This window comes from Herbidospora sp. NBRC 101105, assembly GCF_030269205.1.
Classification (GTDB): domain Bacteria; phylum Actinomycetota; class Actinomycetes; order Streptosporangiales; family Streptosporangiaceae; genus Herbidospora; species Herbidospora solisilvae.
In genome coordinates this window covers 81,751-103,871 of sequence record NZ_BSSX01000009.1, presented here as the reverse complement: position 1 = coordinate 103,871, position 22,121 = coordinate 81,751, and the positions used below count along the sequence as shown (strand labels likewise).

Here is a 22,121-nt window from a genome sequence, read left to right as displayed (position 1 = left end):
CATGGTTTCTGAACTGTTCGACGAGAAGGCGTGGCGCCCCGTCGAGGGCTTCGACTTCGCCGACATCACCTACCACCGCGCGGTTGACCAGGGCACGGTTCGGATCGCCTTCAACCGTCCCGAGGTGCGCAACGCGTTCCGCCCGCAGACGGTCGACGAGCTCTTCCAGGCGTTCGACCACGCCCGGCAGCAGGTCGACGTCGGGTGTGTGCTGCTGACCGGCAACGGGCCCTCGCCGCGCGACGGCGGCTGGGCCTTCTGCTCCGGCGGCGACCAGCGCATCCGGGGCAAGGACGGCTACCAGTACGCCGACGGCACCCCCGCCACCGGCCGCCTCCACATCCTGGAGGTGCAGCGGCAGATCCGCTTCATGGGAAAGGTCGTCATCTGCGTGGTGCCGGGCTGGGCGGCGGGCGGCGGCCACAGCCTCCACGTGGTGGCCGACCTGACCCTCGCCAGCCGTGAGCACGCGAGGTTCAAGCAGACCGACGCCGACGTCGCCAGCTTCGACGGCGGCTTCGGCAGCGCCTACCTGGCCCGCCAGGTGGGCCAGAAGTTCGCCCGCGAGATCTTCTTCCTGGGCGAGACCTACGACGCCGAGGCCGCCCACCGGATGGGCATGGTCAACGCGGTCGTGCCCCACGAGGAGCTCGAGGTCGTCGCGCTCGAATGGGCCCGCAAGATCAACGCCAAGAGCCCGACCGCGCAGCGCATGCTGAAATACGCGTTCAACCTCATCGACGACGGGCTCGTGGGCCAGCAGGTGTTCGCCGGGGAGGCGACGCGGCTGGCGTACATGACCGACGAGGCGGCCGAGGGCCGCGACTCGTTCCTCGAGAAACGCTCACCTGATTGGAGCCCGTTCCCATGGCACTTCTGAGCGGGAACGGCTCCACCGCGCTGGCCGGGGTGGTCGTCGACGAACTGGCCCGCTGCGGGCTGGCCGAGGTCGTCGTCTCCCCCGGCTCCCGGTCGACGGCCCTCGCGCTGGCCTTCCACAACAACGAGCACGTGCGGCTGCACGTCCGGGTCGACGAGCGCTCGGCGGCGTTCCTGGCGCTGGGCCTGGCCCGGCGGTCGGGCCGCCCGGTGGCTCTCGTCTGTACGTCCGGCACCGCCGCCGCCAACTACCTGCCCGCCGTGGTCGAGGCCGCCGAGTCGGGCATCCCGTTGCTGCTGCTGACGGCCGACCGGCCGCCGGAGCTGCGGGCGACCGGCGCCAACCAGACGATCGACCAGATCAAGCTCTACGGCGGCCACGTGCGCTGGTTCTGCGAGATGGGCGCGGCCGAACCGGGCCAGATGCCCTACTGGCGGACCACCGTCGACCGGGCCTGGTCGGCCATGCTCAGCCCCGACCCGGGCCCGGTCCACGTCAACCTGGCCTTCCGCGACCCGCTGATCCCGTCGGGCGACGCCGACAAGCTGCTGGAGGGCCGCGCCGACCGCCGCCCCTGGACGGCCATGACGCCGCCCGCGCCGATCCTCGACCCGGTCGAGCTCCCGGCCGAGGAGCGGGGCGTCATCGTGCTCGGCGACGGCGCGGAGGACGACGACTGGGAGGGCCTGGCCGAGGCCACCGGCTGGCCGATCCTGGCCGAGCCGACGAGCGGCCACCGCAGCGGCCCGGCGGCCGTCTCGACCTACCGCAGCCTGCTCGGCGACCCGGCGTTCGCCCGGGTGTTCCGGCCGGGCCTGGTCGTCACCTCCGGCCGGGTGGGGTTGTCACGCGCGGCGCTGGCCTACATCCGGTCGGCCGAACGCCACGTCGTGGTCTCCCGCGCCGCCCGCCACCCCGACCCGACCCGCACGGCGATGGCGGTCGTCCCGTCGGTGCGGCCCGGCGAGGCGACCGGCCCGACCGAGTGGACGGCCACCTGGCACGAGGCCGAGAAGCGCGCCCGCGACGCGATCGACCTGCTGCTCGACGCCATCCCGGTGAGCGAGCCGAGGCTGGCCCGCGACCTGGTCGCGGCGCTGCCGTCGAACGCGCTGCTGTTCGCCGGGTCGAGCATGCCGATCCGCGACCTCGACCTGGCGATGCGGCCGCGCGACGGCGTGCGGATCATGGCGAACCGGGGCGCGTCCGGCATCGACGGCCTGGTGTCGTCGGCGATCGGCGCGGCGCTGGCCCACGACGGCCCCTCCTACGCCCTGATCGGCGACCTGTCGCTCATCCACGACCAGAACGGCCTGGTCATGGGGCCGATGGAGCCCCGGCCCGACCTGACGATCGTGGTCGTCAACAACGACGGCGGCGGCATCTTCTCGACCCTCGAACCGGCCGGCCGGCCGGAGTTCGAGCGCCTCTTCGGCACGCCCCACGGCGTCAGCGCCCGCGACGTCGCCGCGATGGCGCAGGTCCCGTACGCACGGGTCAACGGCGTGAACGAGATGCAGCCCAGCACGGGCCTGTGGGTGGTCGAGGTCGTCACCGAACGCGACGAACAGGCGGCCGTCCGGCGCAGAATCCAGGAGGCGGTGTCTCAGACCTTGGCCACCGGCCGCCTGCTGTAGGCGTGCTGGACGAGGGTGATCAGCACCTCCTTGCCGGAGGCGCGGCGGCGGGCGTCGCACAGCAGCACCGGGATGTCCGGCGGCAGGCTGAGCGCCATCTTCACCTCGGCCAGGTCGTAGACCGGGGCGCCCTCGAAGCAGTTGACCGCGACGACGAACGGGGTGCCGCGCCGCTCGAAGTAGTCGACCGACGGGAAGCAGTCGGAGAGCCGGCGGGTGTCGGCGAGCACGACGGCGCCCAGGGCGCCCCTGGCCAGTTCGTCCCAGACGAACCAGAACCGCTCCTGGCCGGGGGTGCCGAACAGGTAGAGCACGTAGTCGTCGCCGACGCTGATCCGGCCGAAGTCCATCGCCACCGTGGTGGTGGTCTTCCGCTCGACGCCCGACAGGTCGTCGACGCCGATGCTGCGGTCGGTCAGCAGCTCCTCGGTGCGCAGCGGCCGGATCTCGGAGACCGCGCCGACCATCGTCGTCTTGCCCACCCCGAAGCCGCCCGCGATCAGCAGCTTCACGGGGGTGGGCATGCGAGGCTTGTCAGAGGGCACGGAGGCCATCGAGCACCGCCCTATACATTCGCTCGTCGAGTACGTCCACCTCGGGCTGCGGGTCCTGGACCGCCACGAAGCCCGAATCGAGCAGGTCGCCCAGCAGCACCCGGACCGTGCCCGCGGGCAGGTCGAGGGCGGCGGCGATCTCGGCCACCGACAGCGGGCGGCGGCACAACCGCACGATCGCCAGGTGCTCGGGGTCGAGCCCGACCTCCAGCCCGGTCGGCTGCCTGATGGCGACCGCCAGGGAGATCAGGTCGAGGTTCGCGCGGGCCTCGGTCCGGCCGCGCGAGATGACGTAGGGACGGACGACCTGCTCGTCGTACAGCTGCTCGTCTGGGTTCACGGGTCGCTCCTGCCCGTAGAAGACGCCGCGGACCGTGCGGGAGACGTCAGATACTGCCCGACGCGGACCACGAGCATGGCCATCTCGTAGGCCACGAGGCCGACGTCGGCGTCCTCCTCGCAGAGCACCGCGAGGCAGGCGCCGTGGCCGGCGACGGTGACCACCAGATAGGCCGACCGCATCTCGATGATGGTCTGCCGGACGGCTCCGCCCTCGAACCGTTCGCTCACGCCGCGGGCCAGCGACTGCACGCCGGCGGCCACCGCCGACAGATGCTCGGCGCTGGATATCTCCAGGTCCCGGGAGCTCGCGAGCAGCAGCCCGTCGGAGGACAACACGATGCCGTGCCGCACCTCCCGGACGTTGCTGACCAGGTCGTCGAGGAGCCAGGCGAGGTCGGCGGCGGTCACCGATCGTCCCCTTCTTCGTTCTGTTGGAGTTTGCGGGCCGCATCGGACCGGCCCCGCCGGGTGCCCGACTGGAACGAGCCCATGATGCGCATGATGTCTTCGGGTGACCGTTCGTCGTCCTCTTCCTCCGGTTCGGCGAGGTCGTCGACCGCGTCGCGCAGCGACGGGGCGATGCTCGCCTGGGGAACGCGGAAGGGCAGACCAGACGGGGTGAACTCGGTCACGGTGGCCTCCGGGACGCGCGGAGCGACAGGGGTGTCCTGCTCGGGCTCTGGGCGGCGCCGGGTGAGCTGCGCCACGGGCGCGGCGAGCATCGTGACCTCGGCCAGTCTCGGAAGGGCCTCGGGCAGTTGCTCGGCCGGGGGGATGTCGGCGGGCCGGTCGTCGATGACCAGCTCGCTCGGCAGCAGTACCACGGCGGTCGTGCCGCCGTACGGGGAGCTCTTGAGGGAGACCCGGATGCCGTGGCGTTCGGCCAGGCGGCTGACGACGTAGAGGCCGAGCCGCGCGGTGCTCGACAGGTTGAACTCCGGCGGGTTGAGGATGCGGGCGTTGGCCTCGTCGAGGTCCTCCTGGGTCATGCCCAGACCCCGGTCCTCGATCTCGATGGCGTAGCCGCTGGCGACCGGGTGGCCGCCGACCTGCACGACGGTGTAAGGCGGCGAGAACGACACGGCGTTCTCGATGACCTCGGCGAGCAGGTGGATGACGTCGCCGACCGCCCGGCCGGTCAGGTCGACCTGGCCCATCGGCATGATCGTCACGCGCGTGTAGTCCTCGACCTCGGCGAGCGCGCCGCGCACCACGTCGACCATCGGGACCGCGCGCCGCCAGGCGCGGGCCGGGGTGGCGCCCGACAGGACGATGAGGTTCTCGGCGTTGCGGCGCATGCGGGTGGCGAGGTGGTCGACCCGGAACAGGTCCTTGAGCTCCTCGGCGTCGGTCTCGCGGCGTTCCATGACGTCGAGCAGGGTGAGCTGGCGGTGCACGAGCGACTGGGTGCGCCGGGCCAGGCTGAGCAGGATGTCGCGGATCGACTGCCGGAGCTCGGCCTCCTCGACGGCGGTCCGGATCGCGGTCTCCTGCACGGCGTTGAACGCCTGGCCCACCTGGCCGATGATGTCGCCGCCGAACTCCAGGGGCGGCGCCTCCTTGGCGACGTCGACCTTCTCGCCGTGGGCGAGCCGTTCGACGACGCCGGGCAGCCGCTCGTCGGCGAGCTGGTGGGCGGCGTCGCGCAGCTTCTCCAGCTGCGCGATCAGGCGCCGGGCGGTGGTGATCGACAGGACGATCGACGCGATGACCGCCACCAGGCCGAGACCGCCGGCCAGGACCAGCCGCACGATGACGCCCAGCGCGACCGGCGTGGCCCGCTCGACCACCCGGTCACCACCCGCGAGGACCTCGTCCATCATCCGGCCGAGCGCGACCGAGGTGGTCTGCTTCCACTGGTCGGCGGTGACGGGCGGCGCCTCCAGGGTCCGGCCGCGCTCCATCACCGCGTTCTCGGCCTGGCGGAGCCGGGTGAAGGCGTCGCTCTCGAGCAGCGTGTCGAAGTGGGCGCGGTCGGAGGGGCGCAGTTCGCCGACCTGCTCGGCCGTCTGGAAACGCTGGGCGCCGACGATCTGAACGAATTTCGCGTGTTCCCCGGCGCCGAAACGACCGGCCGCGATGGCGCCGGCGAGCAGCGCGTCCTCTTGCGAAAGAACTTCACGTGCACGCTGAAGACTGATGTAAGTGCGAGCATCCTTCGCGATTTCGTCGTCGTCGAGCGTGGCGACGGAGAAATACGTGCGGAAGATGGCGTCGAGCGCCCGGGTGTAGCCGTCGGCGGCCTGCTCGCGGTTGATCCGGCCCTGGTCGACCGCCTTGCGGATGTCGGTCAGCCCGGCCAGGAGCCCGAACAGCTCGTCGAGGCGCTTCATCGTGTCGGGGCTGGAGGCGAACCGGACGTCGTCGCCTCTGGCCAGGTTCTCGAAGTGGGCCCTGGTCTGGTCGGTCTTGGCCCGCAGCCCGGCCATGTCGGGCAGGGGGCGGCGGGTCGCGAGCTGGACGACCGTCGCGCGCCGTTCGTCCTGGAGGGCGAGCACGAGGGGGTCGCTGGGTTGCGCGACACCCTGGTCGAAGGTGTTCACGAACAGGAGGTTGACGCCTTCCCGGAGCGTGACCCAGGCCGCGAACCCCCAGAGGGCCGCGAGGGACAGCAGCAGTGCCACCACCTTGGTGCGCACTCGGGAATTGCGTAAGCGCATATCAACCACCCTGGGACGTTTCCCGGCGATTACTAACTCGTCACCGCTTAGCGGGGATTTCCGGGGCGCAAGCCGCAGGCGCCCCGGGGAACCTTAGCAATGCCGGGAAACACACTCAACACGTGTCCCTTTATGTACTCATATCTGAAGATGTGCCGCTGCATTCCGTCGCGTGAGATGACGCGCCGCGATCATGGCCGCTCTGACGATGGAAACGGGCAGGTACAGATCCTTGTCGTGCCACAGCGGCGGCCATTCCGAGATGTCGTCTTCGTCGGTCAGAAAGGCGTGCCCCCGGGCCGCCGCCTCGCGGTGCCCCGGGTCTCCGGCGAGCAGGAGGATCTGCAGCGCGTAGGCGGTCTCCTCCTGGGTGCCGGCCCACCTGCCCCATGATCCGTCCTCGCGCTGGGTGGCGACCGTCCAGCTCAGCGCCCTGGCCACACTCTCCTCGGCCGCCGGGCCGCCGTACTCGCGCAGGGCCAGGGCGGCGCAGGCGGTGGCGTAGAGGGGGCTGGCGTGCCAGCGGTCGCGCCACGAACCGTCGGGGAGCTGTTTCCCGATCAGCCACGCGACGGCCTTGTCGATCTTCGGCTGATAGCGGCGGGCCTCCGGGACCAGCCTCAGGTGGTGGCCCAGGGCGTCGAGCACGTGGGCGTTCGTGCTGATGGAGGCGCCTTCCTCGGCCCGCCAGGTGCAGAAGTGGGTGTCGAGCTCGTAGGCCAGCAGGCACTCGGGGTCGTACGGGATGCCGAACAGCCCCAGGGCGTAGAGGGCCACCGACGTGGTGTCGCAGTCGGGCGGCAGGCCGGGCCCGGCCGGGGTGCCCGCGGGGCCGATGGCCGCCACCAGGTCGGCCAGCATCTCGGCCGGTGGATCGACCGGGACACCGGCTCTGACCAGCGTGCTCAGCACCCAGGCGCGCTCGAATACGGTGATCGGCAGGCCCACCGGGACCGGTCCGCGGAACCGCCGGGCCACCGCCTCCAGGTGCAGGCGGGCCGGGTTGCCGGGGTCCATGAGCCCGCGGTCGCCGAGGTAGGCCGCGGTCGCGGCGGGCGAAGCTCCGACCGTACCAATAGAAGTAAGTCCTGTTTGCGCAAAAGTCGCGGAATCTCCGGCTATTTCCAGCGCATGGAGCAATTTCTCTGGAACTTGCACACCGGATTTCAACCAGTCGCGAATTCGGCCGAGCGGGGCGGTGCTCATGCCGGGCGGGATCGGCAGGCCCGGGTCGCCGCACCGCGCGTTGATCAGGCCGATCAGGTGCGGCACGATGAGCTCGATCGCCGGCATGTCGGGCAGCGGCCGCCACGGCTCGTCGACCAGCCGGCGCGTCAGCACGGCCAGCCCGCGCCGCGCGGCGGCCCCCGGATCGGCCCGGCCCGACACCGGATCTCCCCGGTCGGCGGCGGACATCAGGCCTTCGGTCGCGGACAGGGTGGGCACCAGGTCGTAGCCGTCGGGCAGGCCCCAGCCGCCGTCGGGCCGCTGCACGGCGCACAGGTAGTCGACACGTTCGGCGTGACCCACCAGCCACGGCGTGAGCGTGACCAGCCGTCCGGTCTCGTAGACCGACGGCGACACGTCGCCCCACGGCCGTGACATCAGATCCTGGACGAGCCCCTCGGCGGTCACCGGCACCCCCAGTAGTCGGCGACGCCGTAGAAGCCGGAGCTGTAGCCGATCTGCCGGCGCAGGTAGTCGGCCTGGGGGCCGTCGCCGATGAGCTTCCTCGCGTTGCCGGTCAGGGTCTCGATGTGGGCGCGGACCTCGCCGGGGGTCGGGCCGAGCATCAGCGCGTTCAGGTCGCCCCAGCTCACGTCCCGGTGGTGGGTGGCCAGGTCGTTCAGCAGGCGCAGCACCTTCTGCACCTCGTCGCTGGCCGGGAGGAGGCCGGGCACACCCTGGACGCCGTTCCTGGTCCAGTGGGCGACGTTGACGAAGGTCGATCCGAAGTTGGCCGCGTTGTCCAGGTAGGCCTCCAGCGTCGGCAGCTCCCCGCGGGCCTTCCAGGCGAACTCGCGGCGCATGGCGTGCAGCATCCGGGCCAGTTCGGCCTCGAACAACCCGGTGGCGTCGGCCACCTCGTCGCGGATCTCGCCGAGGAAGGCGGTCAGCGGGCTGTCGGCGGTGCCGTCCAGACACTCCTCGACGATCGCGTCGACCTCGGCGAGCTCCTCCGCCCGGTGGTCGATCAGCCAGTCGACCGCGAAGATCCACAGGGACAGCCGGTTGGCCACCCGGAGCTCGGCCACGGTCGCGTCGGGCGAGCCGAACGCGTTGGCCAGCGCGACGGCGTTGAACAGGGTCGCGTCGAACGGCCGGGCGGGGAACAGGGCGGGGTGGGCGGCGGCGCGGGTGGTCAGGTCGCGTGCGGAAGCCGCGGCCAGCCCGCTCACGCGGCCGGCGGTATGGGCGTCGGTCACGTGGTCACCGGGCGCAGGATCATCTCGATCTTCTTGCGGCTGCGCAGCGTGCCCGCGGGCTGCACCGGGAACGGCCCCTCGGTGACCAGCTCCGGCCGGAACCGCTTCAGCAGCCCGGCGACCAGCAGCGGCGCCTCGATGTGGAACAGGTGCTGCCCGAGGCACAGGTGCGGACCGGCGCCGAAGGGCAGGTAGGCGTAGCGGTGCCGGCGGTCCTCCCGCTCGGGGGCGAACCTCTCCGGGTCGAAGGTCCGCGGGTCGGGCCAGAACCCGTCCAGGCGATGGGTGACGTACGGGCTGATGAGCACCTGCGACCCGGCCTTGATGGTGACCCCGCCGAGTTCGTGGGTCCGGGTCACCAGGCGGGGCATGGCCCAGCCCGCCGGGTAGAGGCGCAGCGTCTCGCGCAGCACCATGGTCAGGTAACGCAGCCTCGGCAGCGTGTCCGCGCCCACCGGGCCGTCGCCGGTGACCTCGTCGATCTCCTCATAGAGCCGCGCCGCCACGTCGGGGTGCTCGTGCAGGACCGCCCACAACCAGGTCAGCGCGACCGCGGTGGTCTCGGTGGCGGCGCCGTAGATGCTGGCCAGGTCGTCGCGGAGCTTGCGGTCGGTGAGCTCGCGACCCTCGCCGTCGCGAGCGCGGACCAGCGCCGAGATGATGTCGGGCCCGTCGCTCCTCTCCTTGCGCGCCTGCCGGATCAGCGGGTAGATCACGTCGTCGATGACCTGCCGGGCGCCCATGAACCTCTTGTCGCCGGGCAGCGGCACCCGCTCGGGCACGAACGGCAGCGCGATCCGGAAGCCCATGGAGGTGTTCGCGGTGGTGTACGCCGGCCCGAGGACCTCGGCCTCGCGGGGGGAGATCCGGTCGCCGAACAGCACCGAGATGACCGCGCGGGTGGCGATGCGGTTCATCGTGTCCATCGCGTCGAAGGGCACGCCGGGGGTGAGCTCGTCGAGGCCCTCGTCGATCGTGGCGGCCATGTCGGCGGTCAGCGAGGCCACGTAGCGCGCGGTGAAGAGCGGCTGGAGCACCTTGCGGCTGGCCGCCCAGCCCGGCCCGTCCGCGATCACGCTGTCGCCCAGCAGCCGCTCGACGGGCTTCCAGAACATGCCCTTGCGCAGGTAGCTGGTCCAGTCGCCCCGAAGCGCGTGCTGGAGGTGGTCGGGGTGGCTCAGCAGATAGGGCCGGAACGGCCCGACGTCCAGCCGGACGATCTCTCCTCCGGCGTCCCTGGCCACGTCGGCCAGACCTTCGAGCGGGGCCCGGACGACCATGGGCAGTAATCGACGGAGTGGCAGGTTGCGCGGGGATCGAACGGGTCTCGCGGGTGTCTCGACGGACATTTCTTGGGGCTCCCACACTGAAGGATTTGCGCAGCACAAACAGCGCTCACGGCGGATGAGCGCTTGAACGGTCCAAGAGAGCGTGCGTACGTGACAGAAACGGTGACCGGTTTCGCCGGTCTACAAAGCGCCGGTTACCTCCCGTTTTTACACTTCACTAGCTGTATGTCGCACCTGTGATGTTTTGCCGTAACTTCGGCATCACCGGCGCAGTATCACATGATCAAATGACGATGATCAAGATTGCAGGGAAGTGATACTTTTGTAGGCACCTGACCGAAATAACTGGATCGGTCCTAATTGCAGTGGTATATGACAGATTGCGATGCTCTGACCGGCGAGCACACCCCTAGTCGGAAGGCCTGTGGGGCTGGTTGGATCGCGGGGTGCCCCGTCATGTCACCGCGGACCCCACCGCCCTCCGCGCCGCCGGCGCCGGGGCCGCCGTGCTCGCCGGACTGCTCCTGACCTTGGACCTGGCCGACCCGACGGGGCTGCTCGCCCCCGGCCACGCCGAGGCCGTGCTCACCGTGACGGCCTTCTTCGGCGCCGCCTACCTGCTGCGGCGGGGTTTCCTGACGACCTGGGGCGCGCTCGTCCTGGCCGCCCTCACCGGGCGTTTCCTCGGGACCGTTCCGCTGGGCGAGGGGCCGTTCACCACCGCCTGGGCGTCCGGCTTCACCGGCGTCTACCTGGGCGTTCTCTGCTGGCCCGCCGCGATCCCCGCTTGGATCGTGACACGGCGCACCCGGCGGGCGTGGGGGCGGCCGGTGCCGGAGTTCACGCTGATGGCGGCTTTCGCGGGCGTCGGCGGGCTGCTCGTGCTCGGGAACGGGTGGTGGACGCACTCGCCCGTCGGTTACGTCTTCGGGGGCGGATGGTGGTTCTTCGCCCCGACCGCGAGCGCCGGCGTCGTGGGCGGGCTGGCCGGTCTCGGGGTGTTCCTCGCCGTCGTCCACGTCGCCTCGGCGCGGCTGGGCGCGGGGCCCGGCCGGTTCGTCGGGTGCTGGCTCGCGTGCGTCTGCGGAGGGCTCTTCCTGGGCTTCGCCCAGAGTGTCGCGGCCCTCCTCTCGTACGGTCCCGCCGACGCCCCGTCCGGCGACCTGTGGCCGGTGTTCTCCCTGTTCATCAGGCTGGCGGTGGGTGCCTCCTACGGCGCGGTGATCGGACTGTTCGCCGCCACGGCCACGATCCTGCTGCCCGGCCGGAAGAAGGCGGCCGTGCCCGTCCTGGCGCTGGCGATGACGTTGTCGCCGGAGGCCGCCGCGCTGCCCGACCGGGCCATCACCGACGGCCAGGGCCGCCAGGTGCTGTTACGCGGGGTCGGGGTGAACCAGCTCGTCGACTACTGGAGCGGCGACTCGACCAAGCAGACCGTGCGCCCGCTCACCGACGACGACTTCCGCCAGATGGCCGCGATGGGCTTCTCGGTCGTCCGGCTCGCGGTCTCGTGGTCGCTGCTCGAACCCACTCCCGGCACGCTCGACGCCGGCTACGTGGCCCGCATCCGCCGGGCCGTCGACCAGGCCGCCGCCAACGACATGGTCACCGTCATCGACCTGCACCAGGACGCCTGGGGCCGGGGCGTCGTGGCCCCGATGGGCGCCACCTGCCCGACCGGCACCACCCCGATGATCGGCTGGGACGGCGCGCCCGGCTGGGCCACCCCCTTCGACGGCAGCGGGCGCTGCCAGTTCCTGGCGAAGGAACTGGCCCCGGTGGTCAACCGGGCCTTCAGCAACTTCTACGCCGACCGCGACGGCGTCCAGACCCGGCTGGTCGCGACATGGGGACGGCTGGCCCGCGAGTTCGCCGGCTCGACCGCCGTCGCCGGGTTCGACCTGATGAACAGCCCCGGCCTCGGCGAGACCCCGCCGCTGACCTCCTCGGCCGCGCTCGGCCGCTTCTACGCCCGCGCGGTCGCCGCCATCAGGGAGGCCGAACGCGCGGCGGGCGGCCACCGGCACCTGATCTTCTTCGAGCCGGGCCCGCTGTGGGCGCCGTGGCCCGGCTTCGCCGACGACCCCGGCCTCGTGCTGGCCGTCAAGCCCGGCGACCTGCCGATCGACCCGGCCCGCGCGGTCGCCCTCTCGGCCCGGATGGCCGAACGCTACGGCACCCCCCTGTGGACCAGCGCGTGGGGCGGGGGGCGGCTGGCGGCGTACGCGAAGGCCGAGGACAGCGCCATGATCGGCGGCGCCTTCTGGGTGTGGAAGCAGGCCTGCGGCGACCCCCACCTGGCCGGGACCGACCCGGCCACCGCGGGGAATTTGGTGACCGTCGACTGCGCGACCGGCACGGAAAGGGGTCCGTCACGCTCCGTGAGCAACGTGGTGAGCAGGGCCTACCCGAGGGCGGTGCCGGGCCGTCTGTCGTCGGTCTGGTCGGATCCGGAGCGTCGCCACCTGCGGCTGACCGGAACCAAGGGCACCGGACGGTGCGATCTCGACGTCTGGGCGCCGGGCGCGACCCGCCCGGCGGTGACGACCTCGGGGATCTCCAGCGTGGCGTTCCGGCGGGTGCCCGGCGGATGGCGGCTCTCGGGCTGCCCGGCGGGCGACTTCGTGCTGGAGTTGCGTTAGGAACTCAGGCGGTCGCGGTGACGAGCCAGGCGAGGCCCAGCAGGATGACGACCGGGATCAGCCAGACGACGACCTCGATCGCGAACTCCTTGTACATGAGCCTTCCTTCCGTGAGGTCCGCGGTTTCGTTGGGCAGCATATTGGGTGACCCGAAATCCGCCGAAGTCGATATTCCACCGTCACGGTGACAGAACTCTCCGTGACTGTAAAGCCGGGCAGAATCGGGCACATGCGCTACATCATCATCGGGGCCGGCGGCATCGGGGGCACCATCGGCGCCCGCCTCTTCCAAAGTGGCCACGACGTCATATTGTCCGCCCGAGGGTCTCATCTGGCCGCGCTGCGCTCAACCGGGCTGCGTTTCGTCACCCCCAACGGAGCGGAAACACTTCGCATCCCCGCCGTGGGCGACCCCGCCGACCTGGAGCTGCGCGAGGGCGACGTGCTGATCGTCGCGACCAAGACCCAAGACACCGCGGCGGCCCTGGCCGCGTGGGCCCCCCATGCCGACGGCCTGCCGGTGGTCTGCGCGCAGAACGCCGTCGAGAACGAACGCCTCGCCCTGCGCCTGTTCGCCGACGTGTACGGAATGCTGGTCTGGATGCCCGCCCTGCACCTGGAGCCCGGCACGATCGTCGCCTACGGCACCCCCAAGTCCGGCATGCTCCCCCTCGGACGTTATCCACAGGGTGTGGACAAACTCTCCGAGACGGTCGCCGCCGACCTCGACCGCAGCGGCTTCGCCTCGTGGGCCGACCCGGCGATCATGCGCTGGAAGTACGGCAAGCTGCTCGGCAACCTCGGCAACGCCGTCGAGGCCCTGACCGGCCCCGACCCGGCCGGGCTCGACCTGGCCCGGCGGGCCCGTGAGGAGGGCGTCGCCGTGCTGGCCGCCGCCGGCGTCGACGTGACCACCCCCGACGAGGAGCAGGCCCGGCGCGGGCGGCTGGTGGAGCACGGCGAGATCGAGGGCGTGCCCCGGCCGGGCGGTTCGTCGTGGCAGAGCCTGGCCAAGGGCAGCGGCACGATCGAGGCCGACTACCTCAACGGCGAGATCGTGCTGCTCGGACGCGCCCACGGGGTGGCGACACCGGTGAACGCCGTGCTGCAGCGCGAGGCGAACCGGGCGGCCCGGGAGTCCCGTCCGCCCGGTTCCCTCTCCGTCGCGGAACTGACCGCCCTGATGTGAAACGTACATGCGTCATCCCAGGTCAGAGCCTTGGGCCGGAAGAAGTTCCTAGGAGCTGACCGCCCCGTATCCTTACCATCCGCCCCGTGAAGACGTCGAAGATGAGCGCCCTGGTGGCGGCTCTGGTGCTGCTCGCCGCGTTCTTCGTCACGCGGCCCGCCGAGGCGGCCACGGTGCGGATCATGCCCCTGGGCGACTCGATCACCGGCTCTCCCGGCTGCTGGCGCGCCCTGCTCTGGCAGCGGCTGCAGCAGACGGGCTACACGTCGGTCGACATGGTCGGCACACTCGGCCCGCAGGGTTGCGGGTTCAGCCACGACGGCGACAACGAGGGCCACGGCGGCTACCTGGTGACCAACGTGGCGGCGCAGAACCAGCTCGTCGGCTGGCTGAACGCCACCAGCCCCGACATCGTGCTCATGCACTTCGGCACCAACGACGTCTGGAGCAACCGCTCGACCCAGCAGATCTTGGACGCCTACTCGACCCTGGTCACCCAGATGCGGGCCAAGAACCCGGCGATGAAGATCCTGGTCGCCAAGATCATCCCGATGAACCCGCCGACCTGCGGCGAGTGCGCCCAGCGCACGGTCAACCTGAACAACGCGATCCCCGCCTGGGCCGCCGCCCGGACCACGGCCCAGTCCCCGATCGTGGTCGTCGACCAGTGGACGGGCTTCAGCACCGCCACCGACACCTACGACGGCGTGCACCCGAACGCGTCGGGCGACCAGAAGATGTCCAACGCCTGGTACCCGGCCCTCGCCGCCGCCATCAACGGCACCACCCCCTCCCCCACGCCGACCCCATCCCCGTCGCCCTCGCCTTCCCCGTCGCCCTCGCCTTCCCCGTCCCCGTCACCTTCGCCGTCGCCGTCGCCGTCACCTTCGCCGCAGCCCGGTGGATGCACGGCGACCTACACGCCGGGCACCCAGTGGGGCGGCGGCTTCCAGGGCGAGGTCACCGTCAAGGCGGGCAGCGCGGCGATCAGCGCGTGGACGGTCCGCTGGACCTTCGCCGACGGCCAGCAGATCACCCAGCTCTGGAACGGCTCCCACACCCAGTCGGGCAGCCAGGTGACGGTCCGCAACGCGGGCTACAACGGCAACCTGGGCGCGGGCGCCACCACCACCTTCGGCTTCCTGGCCTCGTGGAACGGCACGAACACCGCCCCCGTCCCGACCTGCACGGCCGGCTGACCTCCGGAACGCCGCGGGGCCGGCCCGAGAGCGGCCCCGCGAGATGAGACGAAGTCCGGTCGCGCCTACCCCCCTGGGCGCGGCCGGGCTTTGCCTGCCGGCTGTGGATGCGCATCGGCTTCCCCGCACCGGCGTCTGAGCCTTCCCTGGACCGGCGTCTGTGCACGGTCAGGCCCCGGTCTCCGCCGGACCGCTCCCTGCGAAAGGGCTAGGGCTGGAAGCGGTAGCCCATGCCCGGTTCGGTCACCAGGTGGACGGGGTGGGCCGGGTCGGACTCCAGCTTGCGGCGGAGCTGGGCGAAGTACTGCCGCAGGTAGTGGGTCTCCTTGAGGTAGGCCGGGCCCCAGACCTCGGTCAGGAGCTGGCGCTGGCTGATGAGTTTGCCGGGGTTGCGGACCAGGATCTCCAGGAGGTGCCATTCGGTGGGCGTGAGTCGTACACCACCGGAGATGGTCTTGTCGGACAGGTCGACCACATGGCCGCCGATCTTCACCGTCACGGGCTCGGCGCCGGCCGAGGCGCTGCGGCGGGTGACCGCGCGGATGCGGGCCAGGAGCTCGTCGATCCCGAAGGGCTTGGTCACGTAGTCGTCGGCCCCGGCGTCGAGGGCGCCGACCTTGTCGAGGCTGCCCGACCGGCCCGACAACACGATGATCGGCACCTTGGTCCAGCCGCGCAGGCCGTGGATGACCTCCACGCCGTCGAGGTCGGGCAGGCCCAGGTCCAGCACGACGAGGTCCGGGTGCCAGTCGGCGGCCAGGCGCAGCGCGGCCGCGCCGTCGGCCGCCACGGCCACGTCGTATTCGCGGGCCGCCAGGTTGATCCGCAGTGCGCGCAGAAGCTGGGGCTCATCGTCGACAACGAGGATCCGCGTCATGAATGCGAGGCTACGCCGCTCTTGGGCAGACATATCCCGCTAGGGTGCTGATCGCGTATCTGAGGAGGAAATCATGAGCGAGTACGCTCCCACCTTCGCCCTCGTCGACGCCGACGGCGACGGCCTCATCTCGGCCGAGGAGCTGACCCGCCTGGCGGATCTGCTCGGCCAGCCCCTCGGTGAGTCGGGCGCCGCCGCGGTGATCGCCAAGGTCGACGGCGACGGCGACGGCCTGATCAACCTGTCGGAGTTCGGCGCCTGGCTGGAGTCGTCCCGCTAGGCCTGTCCACCGACGCCCCGGCCGCCCGGATCAGGGCCGGCGGCCGGTGAAGCAGAGGAAGGCGGTCCGGGCGTTGGCGTCCTCGGGGGCCGCCACGTCTGGATCGAACGCGCCGGACGCGAGCCCTCCCGGATGCGGTCGAGCCGCCGATCAGTCGAGGGACGCGAGGACGTCGCCGAGCCGGTGGGTGACCATGCCGCGCCAGCCGCCGTCCATGATCGTGCGGGCTCGCGTCTGAAGCGGGTCGTCGGGGTCGAAGCCCTCGTGGGTGAGGAAGATCCGGGTGCCCCGGCCTTCGGGGACCAGCGTCCAGGTGATGGTCCAGCCGGTTCCGGCGGGGCGGGCGGGGTCGCCGTCGGCCCAGCCGATGCGCAGCATGCGCTCGGGTTCGAAGGCCAGCACCTCGGCCTGGACGATGCCGGAGAAGCCGGTGGCGGGGATGGCGCGGGTCTCCATGGTGTAGCGATGGCCCACCTCCAGCCGGAAGTCGCCGGGCATGAGCCATCGGGCGATCAGGTCGGGTTCGGTGAGCACCCGCCACACCTTGGCGGGCGGATGGGCGAGGAACTGGTCGACCTTGATCGTGGTCAGGTCGTCGCTCACGACTCGTCTCCGTCCAGGGAGTCGAGGACGTCGCGGAAGACGGTGAGCCGTTCGCGCCAGAAGCGCTCGAACGGGTTGAGCCATTCCTGCACCTCGTAGAGGGCCGCGCCCTCCAGGCGGTAGACCCGCTGCCGGCCGGCGCGGGACTCGCTGACCAGGCCGGCCTCGCGGAGCACCCGCAGGTGTTCGGAGAAGCTCGGACGGGCCATGTCGAAGTGGGCCGCGAGATCGGTGACCGGCCGCGGGCCGGAGTCGCGCAGGAGCCGGAGCACCTCGCGGCGGACCGGGCTGGCCAGCGCGGCGAACACCCGTTCCTCACTGGTGGCGTGACTGACGTGCATGTCAGCCACTATATGTAGGAAATCTCCTACCTGTCTATGACCTCTCCGGTGAAGGGGTCGAGCCTGACCGCACCCTCCGGGGCGACGGCGCAGCCCTCTCCCTCGCAGACCTGGTCCTCCTCGCGGTAGCCCTCCGGGAACGGCGACGTCCCGTCGCCCAGCTGGCCTCCGTCGCCCGTGGGACAACCGCCCTCGCAGACCAGGTCGACCTCGGGCGCCCGTACGGGCGTCGCCCCCTCAAGGCCCGGCGGCAGGCCCGGAGAGGGAGTCGCGGGCGCCGCCGAAGACATCAGGACCGCCGCCGCCAGCAGGGCCAGCACGACCCGGCCGAGCGCCGCCACCCGTCCGCCCGGCGGGGCCCCTTCGACCACGATCTCCTCGGCCGCCCCGAAATCACCCATGCCGGGCAGTAGATCACGTCTCGCCGCTGGTCCGCAGGCCGCGCGCGCTTTCCCTCGGGTGGAGGCCGAACCGGGGGTCGAGGGCCGCCTCGCCGTTCAGGACCGAGGTCAGGTACGCCGACAGGACCGGCGCGTGCTTGAAGCCGTGGCCGCTGTCGCCCCCCATCACCCAGACGCCGTCGTCGATCTCGGCGATGACCCACTCGGCGTCGGGGGTGATGGCGTACTGGCAGACCTGGGTGAGGCTCAGCGGGACCTCGGCCAGCGACGGGAAGCGGCGGGCCAGGTAGTCGCGGGCCCGGCGTTCGCTGGAGGGCAGGATCTCGCCGCGCGGCGTGTCGGGGTCGAAGCCGGGCTCCCCCTCGACGTCGCTGGTGATCTTCATGCCGTGGCCGCCGACGTCGCCGTGGCCGTAGGCGGAGGCGCTGTAGTCGCAGAAGGCGGGCACGCCGGTCCAGCCGGCGGCGAAGTGGGTGGTGTCCTGCCGGGTGACCGTGATCGGCAGCCCGTCGAACAACCCGGGGAGCCAGGCCCCGCAGGCCCAGACGACCTGGTCGGCGGTGATCACCTCGCCGCCGACGGCCACGCCGCGCCCGGCGGGGCGGGCCGCGCCCCGGACCAGGGTCACCCCGGCGTCCTGGGCCAGGCCCGTCATGACCTCGGTCGCGCGCCGGGCCCGGACCACGCCCGCCTCTGGTTCGTACAGGACCGTGGCCAGGTCGTCGTGGCGCATCTCGGGGTAGAACATCGCCGCTTCGGCGGGGTCGAGCAACGTACAGGGGATGTCCAGGCCTTTGAGCACCTCGGCGCTGCGGACCTCCCAGCCGCCGGCCTCGCGGCCGAACCACATCACGCCCTGGGGCAGGAAGATCGGCTCGCCGATTCGCTCGTTGAGGGCCAGCCACTCCCGGGTCGACTCCCAGGCCATGCGCGAGTAGAACTCCGACGTCCCGTGGGCCGACCGCACCAGCCGGGTCTCCCCCGCGCTGGCCCGGCGGGGGTCGTCGGCGCCGAGGCGCTCGATCAGGGTCACCCGGCGGCCCGACTCCGCCAGCCGGAGGGCCAGTGACGCGCCCCAGATGCCCGCTCCCACCACAATCACGTTCTGCACCGTCCCATAATCGTCCCCATGGCTGTTGAGTCGGCACAGACCCTTGAGCGCGGACTGCGGCTGCTCCGTCTCCTCGCGGAGACCCCCAACGGGCTGACGCCGACGGAGCTGGCCGCCGCCCTGAACGTCAGCCGGCCCGTCGTCTACCGGCTGGTCGCCTCGTTGCAGAACGAGGGGTTCGCGCGGCGCGACGCCGCTGGCCGGGTGCTGCTCGGGTTCGGGGTGGTCAAGCTGGCCCAGGCGGTCCAGCCGTTGCTGATGGCGGCGGCGGTTCCGGCGCTGCGGCGGCTGGCGGAGGCGTCGGGGGCGACCGCCCACCTGACCGTGGCCGAGGGCGGCGAGGGGCTGGCCATCGCGGTGGTCGAGCCGTCGTGGACCAATCTGCACGTCGCCTACCGGGCGGGTTCCCGGCATCCGCTGTCGAAGGGCGCGGCGGGGCTGGCGATCCTGTCGCTGCGGGAGGGCAAGCCGCGTATTCAGGCCACCGAGGGGCACCTTCAGGAGGGAGCCCGTGGGGTGGCCGCGCCGATCACGGGGCTGGAGTGGCTGGAGGCGTCGGTCGGGATCATCTCGTTCGGCGATCTCGACGTCTCGGTCGCGGGGCCGCTCGTGTCGGAGGCCGCCAAGGAGCTCGGGGAGGCGCTTGACGTATAGTGGACGTCAGCGTCCGGTATGCGTACAGGGAGGCGACGATGCCGCACTATCGCACCGTGGGAGAGGTTCCCCGGAAACGTCACGTCCAGTTCCGCCGCCCGGACGGTGGGCTCTACGCCGAAGAGCTGATGGGTGAGGAGGGGTTCTCCTCCGACGCCTCGCTGCTCTACCACCGCCACGCCCCCACGGCCATCACCAAGGCCGAGGCCGTGACCGGCGGCCACACCGCCCTCTCGCCCAACCTGCCGCTGTCGCCCCGCCACTTCCGCACCCAGGACCTCGCCCCTGAGGGCGACCTCGTCTCCGGGCGGCGGCTGCTGGCGGGCAACGGCGACGTCCGGCTCGGCTACGCCGCCACCGACCGCCCCAGCGAGCTCTACCGCAACTCCATGGGCGACGAGTGCGTCTACGTCAAGTCGGGCCGGGCCCGCTTCGAGTCGGCCTACGGGGCGCTCGACGTCGGCGAGGGCGACTACGTCGTCATCCCGACCGGCACCATCCACCGCTGGGTGCCCTCCGGACCCGTCGAGGCCCTCACGATCGAGGCCTCCGGGCACATCCGGCCGCCGAAGCGCTACCTCTCGCAGTTCGGCCAGTTCCTGGAGCACGCCCCCTACTCCGAACGCGACCTGCGCGCCCCGGCCGAGCCGCTGATCGTCGAAGGGGAGGACGTCCCGGTCCTGGTCCGCACCCGTGGCGGGCTGACCCGCCTCACCTACCGCAACCACCCGTTCGACGTGGTCGGCTGGGACGGGTGCCTCTACCCGTACGTGTTCAACATCGCCGACTTCGAGCCCGTGGTGAAGAGGACCCACGCGCCGCCGCCCGTGCACCAGACGTTCGAGGGGCCGGGCTTCGTGATCTGCTCGTTCTGCCCCCGGCCGCTCGACTTCCACCCGGAGGCGGTGCCGATCCCGTACAACCACCACAACGTCGACTCCGACGAGTTCATGTTCTACGTCGGCGGCGACTACTCGGCGCGGGCCGGCTCGGGCATCGACGTCGGGTCGGTGTCGCTCCACCCGGCCGGGTTCACCCACGGCCCGCAGCCGGGCGCGGTCGAGGCGATCATCGCCTCCGGGGCCACGCACACCTCCGAGCTGGCCGTGATGGTCGACACGTTCCGGCCGCTCGACCTCGGTCCCGGCGCGCTGGCCTGCGAAGACGGCGACTACGCCTGGACCTGGGCCCGGTGAACCCGCTGTTCGCGGCCCTCGTCGACGACGCGGGCCTGTTCCCGCCGACCTCGTTGCCGATGGCCGACGCCCTGGCCCGCCACGAGGCCGACCGCGCCGCCGGGAGCAAGGTGCTCACCCACCGGTTCCTCTGCCTGGCCAGCCGTCTCCACGAGATCACCTCGCCCCGGCCGGAGCGGATCGGGGTGATCGTGGACGATCCGCTGGTCGAGCTGCCCGACGTCGATCTCATCGAGGTGCGGCTCGGCAAGCCCGTGCCCCGTTCCGGCGCCCGGCTGTTCGTCGAGGTGACCGCCGACGAGCTCGACGGGCTCGACGCCGTCGCGCACCCGCATCCCTCGACCGGGGCCGGGTTCAAGATCAGGTGTGGCGGGCTCACCCGGGAGGCCTTCCCCTCTCCGGAGGAGGTCGCCCGGTTCATCACCTTCTGCGCCCGCAACGGCATCCCGTTCAAGGCGACCGCCGGGCTGCACCACGCCGTCAGGCACTACGACCCCGCGTTGGGCGTCTGGCGGCACGGGTTCCTCAACCTGCTGCTCGCCACCCACGCCGCCCTCCACGGCGCTGACCCGCTGCCGATCCTGGAGTCGGCCGACGCGGACGGCCTGGCGCGTGCGGCGGTAGCCGTGAAGAAGGAGGAGGCTTTGAGAACGCGGGAGACCCTGGTCTCCTACGGCTCCTGCAGCACCTCCCAACCCCTCAAGGACCTGCGGGAACTCGGCCTGATCGGAGAAGACGCGTGAGTTTCGGGCTCGACAACCTCCCCTACGGCGTGTTCTCCGTCGACGGCGGGCCGCCCCGTGTCGGGGTGCGGCTGGGCGACCAGGTCGTCGACCTGGCGCCCCTGCTCGGCGACGACGTGTTCCGGGAGCCGACCCTCAACCCGTTCATGGCGCGGGGGCGCGGCGCGTGGCGGGCCACCCGGGGCCGCGTCCAGGACCTGCTCGCCGACGACCGCGGCGCCGAGCACCTGATCCCCCTCGATCGGGTACGGCTCCACCTCCCCGTCGACGTCGCCGACTACGTCGACTTCTACGCCTCCCTCGAACACGCCTCCAACCTCGGCCGCATGTTCCGCCCCGACGAGGAGCCGCTCAAGCCCAACTGGCGGCACCTCCCGGTCGGCTACCACGGCCGGGCCGGCACGGTCGTCGTCTCGGGCACCGACATCCGCCGCCCCTGCGGCCAGCGGCCCTCGTTCGGCCCGTCGGCCAAGCTCGACATCGAGGCCGAGGTGGGCTTCGTCGTGGGCGCCGGAACCGGGTTGTGCCAGCCGGCGGGCGCGTTCGACGAGCACGTCTTCGGGGTCGTGCTGGTCAACGACTGGAGCGCCCGCGACATCCAGGCCTGGGAGTACGTCCCCCTCGGCCCCTTCCTCGGCAAGTCGTTCGCCACGTCGGTCTCCGCCTGGGTGACCCCGCTCGACGCCCTCGACCACGCCCGCGTCGAAGGTCGCGCGCAGGACCCGGCGCCGCTCGACTACCTGCGGCGCAACGCCGAATGGGGCCTCGACCTCGCCCTGGAGGTGCGGCTGAACGGCGAGGTCGTCTCCACCCCGGCCTACCGCGACATGTACTGGACCCCCGACCAGATGCTCGCCCACATGACCGTCAACGGCGCCTCCCTGCGCACCGGCGACCTCTACGCCAGCGGCACCGTCTCGGGCGAGGACTCCCCCGGCTCGCTCATCGAGCTCACCTGGAACGGCGCGCGCCCCCTGAAGAGCGGCCAGTCGTTCCTGGAAGACGGCGACACGGTCACCATCACCGCCACGACCCCGTCAGGGCTGTCCCTCGGGGAGGTAACCGGGCGTATCCTGCCCGCTACCGTTCGGTAGCGT

At 71.6% G+C, this 22,121-nt stretch carries 22 protein-coding genes; 10 read left to right on the top strand and 12 right to left on the bottom strand.

From position 1 onward, the window contains the following. Nucleotide 1: 1 nt before the first annotated feature. Nucleotides 2-880, top strand: a complete 879-nt coding sequence (locus QSK34_RS32920) for a 1,4-dihydroxy-2-naphthoyl-CoA synthase (RefSeq protein ID WP_030452104.1) — start codon at nt 2-4, stop codon at nt 878-880. Then, the gene (menD, locus tag QSK34_RS32915) at nt 868-2,517 is read left to right on the top strand and encodes a 2-succinyl-5-enolpyruvyl-6-hydroxy-3-cyclohexene-1-carboxylic-acid synthase (protein WP_285589994.1); all 1,650 of its coding nucleotides are present in this window, start codon (nt 868-870) and stop codon (nt 2,515-2,517) included. Before QSK34_RS32920 ends, menD begins: the two co-directional genes overlap by 13 nt. Here menD and QSK34_RS32910 read toward each other — a convergent pair. From QSK34_RS32910 to QSK34_RS32880, 7 genes are all read right to left on the bottom strand, one after another. After that, complete coding sequence (locus QSK34_RS32910) at nt 2,487-3,071, bottom strand: GTP-binding protein (RefSeq protein ID WP_161483519.1); 585 nt, start codon at nt 3,069-3,071, stop codon at nt 2,487-2,489. The genes menD and QSK34_RS32910 overlap by 31 nt on opposite strands. Next, nucleotides 3,052-3,411, bottom strand: coding sequence for a DUF742 domain-containing protein (locus tag QSK34_RS32905; RefSeq protein WP_030452107.1), 360 nt, complete (start codon nt 3,409-3,411; stop codon nt 3,052-3,054). The genes QSK34_RS32910 and QSK34_RS32905 overlap by 20 nt, the downstream gene beginning before the upstream one ends. Further along, a complete protein-coding gene (locus QSK34_RS32900; protein ID WP_137249918.1) occupies nt 3,408-3,821 on the bottom strand; it encodes a roadblock/LC7 domain-containing protein in 414 nt (137 codons plus the stop codon). Before QSK34_RS32900 ends, QSK34_RS32905 begins: the two co-directional genes overlap by 4 nt. Further along, nucleotides 3,818-6,073, bottom strand: coding sequence for a sensor histidine kinase (locus tag QSK34_RS32895; RefSeq protein WP_285589986.1), 2,256 nt, complete (start codon nt 6,071-6,073; stop codon nt 3,818-3,820). Before QSK34_RS32895 ends, QSK34_RS32900 begins: the two co-directional genes overlap by 4 nt. Nucleotides 6,074-6,211: 138 nt before the next feature. Continuing rightward, nucleotides 6,212-7,708 (bottom strand): prenyltransferase/squalene oxidase repeat-containing protein, encoded by a 1,497-nt coding sequence (locus QSK34_RS32890; RefSeq protein ID WP_285589984.1) that lies wholly within the window; start codon nt 7,706-7,708, stop codon nt 6,212-6,214. Then, nucleotides 7,705-8,499: a terpene synthase family protein gene (locus QSK34_RS32885; protein WP_285589982.1), complete on the bottom strand. Its 795-nt coding sequence runs from the start codon at nt 8,497-8,499 to the stop codon at nt 7,705-7,707. Before QSK34_RS32885 ends, QSK34_RS32890 begins: the two co-directional genes overlap by 4 nt. Continuing rightward, the gene (locus tag QSK34_RS32880; RefSeq protein WP_285589980.1) at nt 8,496-9,848 is read right to left on the bottom strand and encodes a cytochrome P450; all 1,353 of its coding nucleotides are present in this window, start codon (nt 9,846-9,848) and stop codon (nt 8,496-8,498) included. Before QSK34_RS32880 ends, QSK34_RS32885 begins: the two co-directional genes overlap by 4 nt. 386 nt (nt 9,849-10,234) lie before the next feature. Here QSK34_RS32880 and QSK34_RS32875 point away from each other — a divergent pair, with 386 nt between their 5' ends. The 3 genes from QSK34_RS32875 to QSK34_RS32865 all read left to right on the top strand — a co-directional run bounded on the left by QSK34_RS32875 (nt 10,235) and on the right by QSK34_RS32865 (nt 14,818). After that, nucleotides 10,235-12,430 (top strand): glycoside hydrolase family 5 protein, encoded by a 2,196-nt coding sequence (locus QSK34_RS32875; protein ID WP_285589978.1) that lies wholly within the window; start codon nt 10,235-10,237, stop codon nt 12,428-12,430. Nucleotides 12,431-12,659: 229 nt separating this feature from the next. Beyond that, nucleotides 12,660-13,619: a ketopantoate reductase family protein gene (locus QSK34_RS32870; RefSeq protein WP_285589976.1), complete on the top strand. Its 960-nt coding sequence runs from the start codon at nt 12,660-12,662 to the stop codon at nt 13,617-13,619. An 86-nt stretch (nt 13,620-13,705) separates the two neighbouring features. Next, entirely contained in the window at nt 13,706-14,818 is a 1,113-nt protein-coding gene (locus QSK34_RS32865) for a cellulose binding domain-containing protein (RefSeq protein WP_285589974.1), read from the top strand. Nucleotides 14,819-15,026: 208 nt separating this feature from the next. On the opposite strand, the gene QSK34_RS32860 is transcribed toward QSK34_RS32865, so the two are convergent. Beyond that, the gene (locus tag QSK34_RS32860) at nt 15,027-15,695 is read right to left on the bottom strand and encodes a response regulator (protein ID WP_285589973.1); all 669 of its coding nucleotides are present in this window, start codon (nt 15,693-15,695) and stop codon (nt 15,027-15,029) included. A 73-nt stretch (nt 15,696-15,768) separates the two neighbouring features. On the opposite strand from QSK34_RS32860, the gene QSK34_RS32855 reads away from it, so the two are divergent. Further along, nucleotides 15,769-15,975, top strand: a complete 207-nt coding sequence (locus QSK34_RS32855) for an EF-hand domain-containing protein (RefSeq protein ID WP_030452116.1) — start codon at nt 15,769-15,771, stop codon at nt 15,973-15,975. A 150-nt stretch (nt 15,976-16,125) separates the two neighbouring features. On the opposite strand, the gene QSK34_RS32850 is transcribed toward QSK34_RS32855, so the two are convergent. Genes QSK34_RS32850 through QSK34_RS32835 form a run of 4 tightly spaced genes read right to left on the bottom strand, consistent with a single transcriptional unit; the run spans nt 16,126 to nt 18,431 of the window. Continuing rightward, nucleotides 16,126-16,578: an SRPBCC family protein gene (locus QSK34_RS32850; RefSeq protein ID WP_285589971.1), complete on the bottom strand. Its 453-nt coding sequence runs from the start codon at nt 16,576-16,578 to the stop codon at nt 16,126-16,128. Beyond that, a complete protein-coding gene (locus QSK34_RS32845; RefSeq protein WP_285589969.1) occupies nt 16,575-16,919 on the bottom strand; it encodes an ArsR/SmtB family transcription factor in 345 nt (114 codons plus the stop codon). Before QSK34_RS32845 ends, QSK34_RS32850 begins: the two co-directional genes overlap by 4 nt. A 26-nt stretch (nt 16,920-16,945) precedes the next feature. Next, complete coding sequence (locus QSK34_RS32840; protein ID WP_285589966.1) at nt 16,946-17,320, bottom strand: hypothetical protein; 375 nt, start codon at nt 17,318-17,320, stop codon at nt 16,946-16,948. Between the two features lie 13 nt (nt 17,321-17,333). After that, the gene (locus QSK34_RS32835) at nt 17,334-18,431 is read right to left on the bottom strand and encodes an NAD(P)/FAD-dependent oxidoreductase (RefSeq protein WP_285589964.1); all 1,098 of its coding nucleotides are present in this window, start codon (nt 18,429-18,431) and stop codon (nt 17,334-17,336) included. 18 nt (nt 18,432-18,449) lie between these two features. Here QSK34_RS32835 and QSK34_RS32830 point away from each other — a divergent pair, with 18 nt between their 5' ends. The 4 genes from QSK34_RS32830 to fahA are packed head-to-tail and all read left to right on the top strand — an operon-like array spanning nt 18,450 to nt 22,118. Beyond that, nucleotides 18,450-19,085 carry a helix-turn-helix domain-containing protein gene (locus QSK34_RS32830; protein WP_285589962.1) on the top strand — a complete coding sequence of 212 codons (636 nt, stop codon included), beginning with the start codon at nt 18,450-18,452 and terminating at the stop codon, nt 19,083-19,085. A gap of 38 nt (nt 19,086-19,123) precedes the next feature. After that, nucleotides 19,124-20,281 (top strand): homogentisate 1,2-dioxygenase, encoded by a 1,158-nt coding sequence (locus QSK34_RS32825; RefSeq protein ID WP_285589960.1) that lies wholly within the window; start codon nt 19,124-19,126, stop codon nt 20,279-20,281. Continuing rightward, nucleotides 20,278-21,024, top strand: coding sequence for a hypothetical protein (locus QSK34_RS32820; RefSeq protein WP_285589957.1), 747 nt, complete (start codon nt 20,278-20,280; stop codon nt 21,022-21,024). The genes QSK34_RS32825 and QSK34_RS32820 overlap by 4 nt, the downstream gene beginning before the upstream one ends. Beyond that, nucleotides 21,021-22,118, top strand: coding sequence for a fumarylacetoacetase (fahA, locus tag QSK34_RS32815; protein ID WP_285589955.1), 1,098 nt, complete (start codon nt 21,021-21,023; stop codon nt 22,116-22,118). The genes QSK34_RS32820 and fahA overlap by 4 nt, the downstream gene beginning before the upstream one ends. The last annotated feature ends 3 nt before the right edge of the window (nt 22,119-22,121 follow it).

Excerpts from the sequence above, each read along its gene's own strand:
- QSK34_RS32920 (WP_030452104.1), top strand. The coding sequence starts at position 2 with ATGGTTTCTGAACTGTTCGACGAGAAGGCGTGGCGCCCCGTCGAGGGC.
- menD (WP_285589994.1), top strand. The coding sequence starts at position 868 with ATGGCACTTCTGAGCGGGAACGGCTCCACCGCGCTGGCCGGGGTGGTC.
- QSK34_RS32910 (WP_161483519.1), bottom strand. The coding sequence starts at position 3,071 with ATGGCCTCCGTGCCCTCTGACAAGCCTCGCATGCCCACCCCCGTGAAG.
- QSK34_RS32895 (WP_285589986.1), bottom strand. The coding sequence starts at position 6,073 with ATGCGCTTACGCAATTCCCGAGTGCGCACCAAGGTGGTGGCACTGCTG.
- QSK34_RS32880 (WP_285589980.1), bottom strand. The coding sequence starts at position 9,848 with ATGTCCGTCGAGACACCCGCGAGACCCGTTCGATCCCCGCGCAACCTG.
- QSK34_RS32870 (WP_285589976.1), top strand. The coding sequence starts at position 12,660 with ATGCGCTACATCATCATCGGGGCCGGCGGCATCGGGGGCACCATCGGC.
- QSK34_RS32860 (WP_285589973.1), bottom strand. The coding sequence starts at position 15,695 with ATGACGCGGATCCTCGTTGTCGACGATGAGCCCCAGCTTCTGCGCGCA.
- QSK34_RS32855 (WP_030452116.1), top strand. The coding sequence starts at position 15,769 with ATGAGCGAGTACGCTCCCACCTTCGCCCTCGTCGACGCCGACGGCGAC.
- QSK34_RS32845 (WP_285589969.1), bottom strand. The coding sequence starts at position 16,919 with ATGCACGTCAGTCACGCCACCAGTGAGGAACGGGTGTTCGCCGCGCTG.
- QSK34_RS32840 (WP_285589966.1), bottom strand. The coding sequence starts at position 17,320 with ATGGGTGATTTCGGGGCGGCCGAGGAGATCGTGGTCGAAGGGGCCCCG.
- QSK34_RS32830 (WP_285589962.1), top strand. The coding sequence starts at position 18,450 with ATGGCTGTTGAGTCGGCACAGACCCTTGAGCGCGGACTGCGGCTGCTC.
- QSK34_RS32825 (WP_285589960.1), top strand. The coding sequence starts at position 19,124 with ATGCCGCACTATCGCACCGTGGGAGAGGTTCCCCGGAAACGTCACGTC.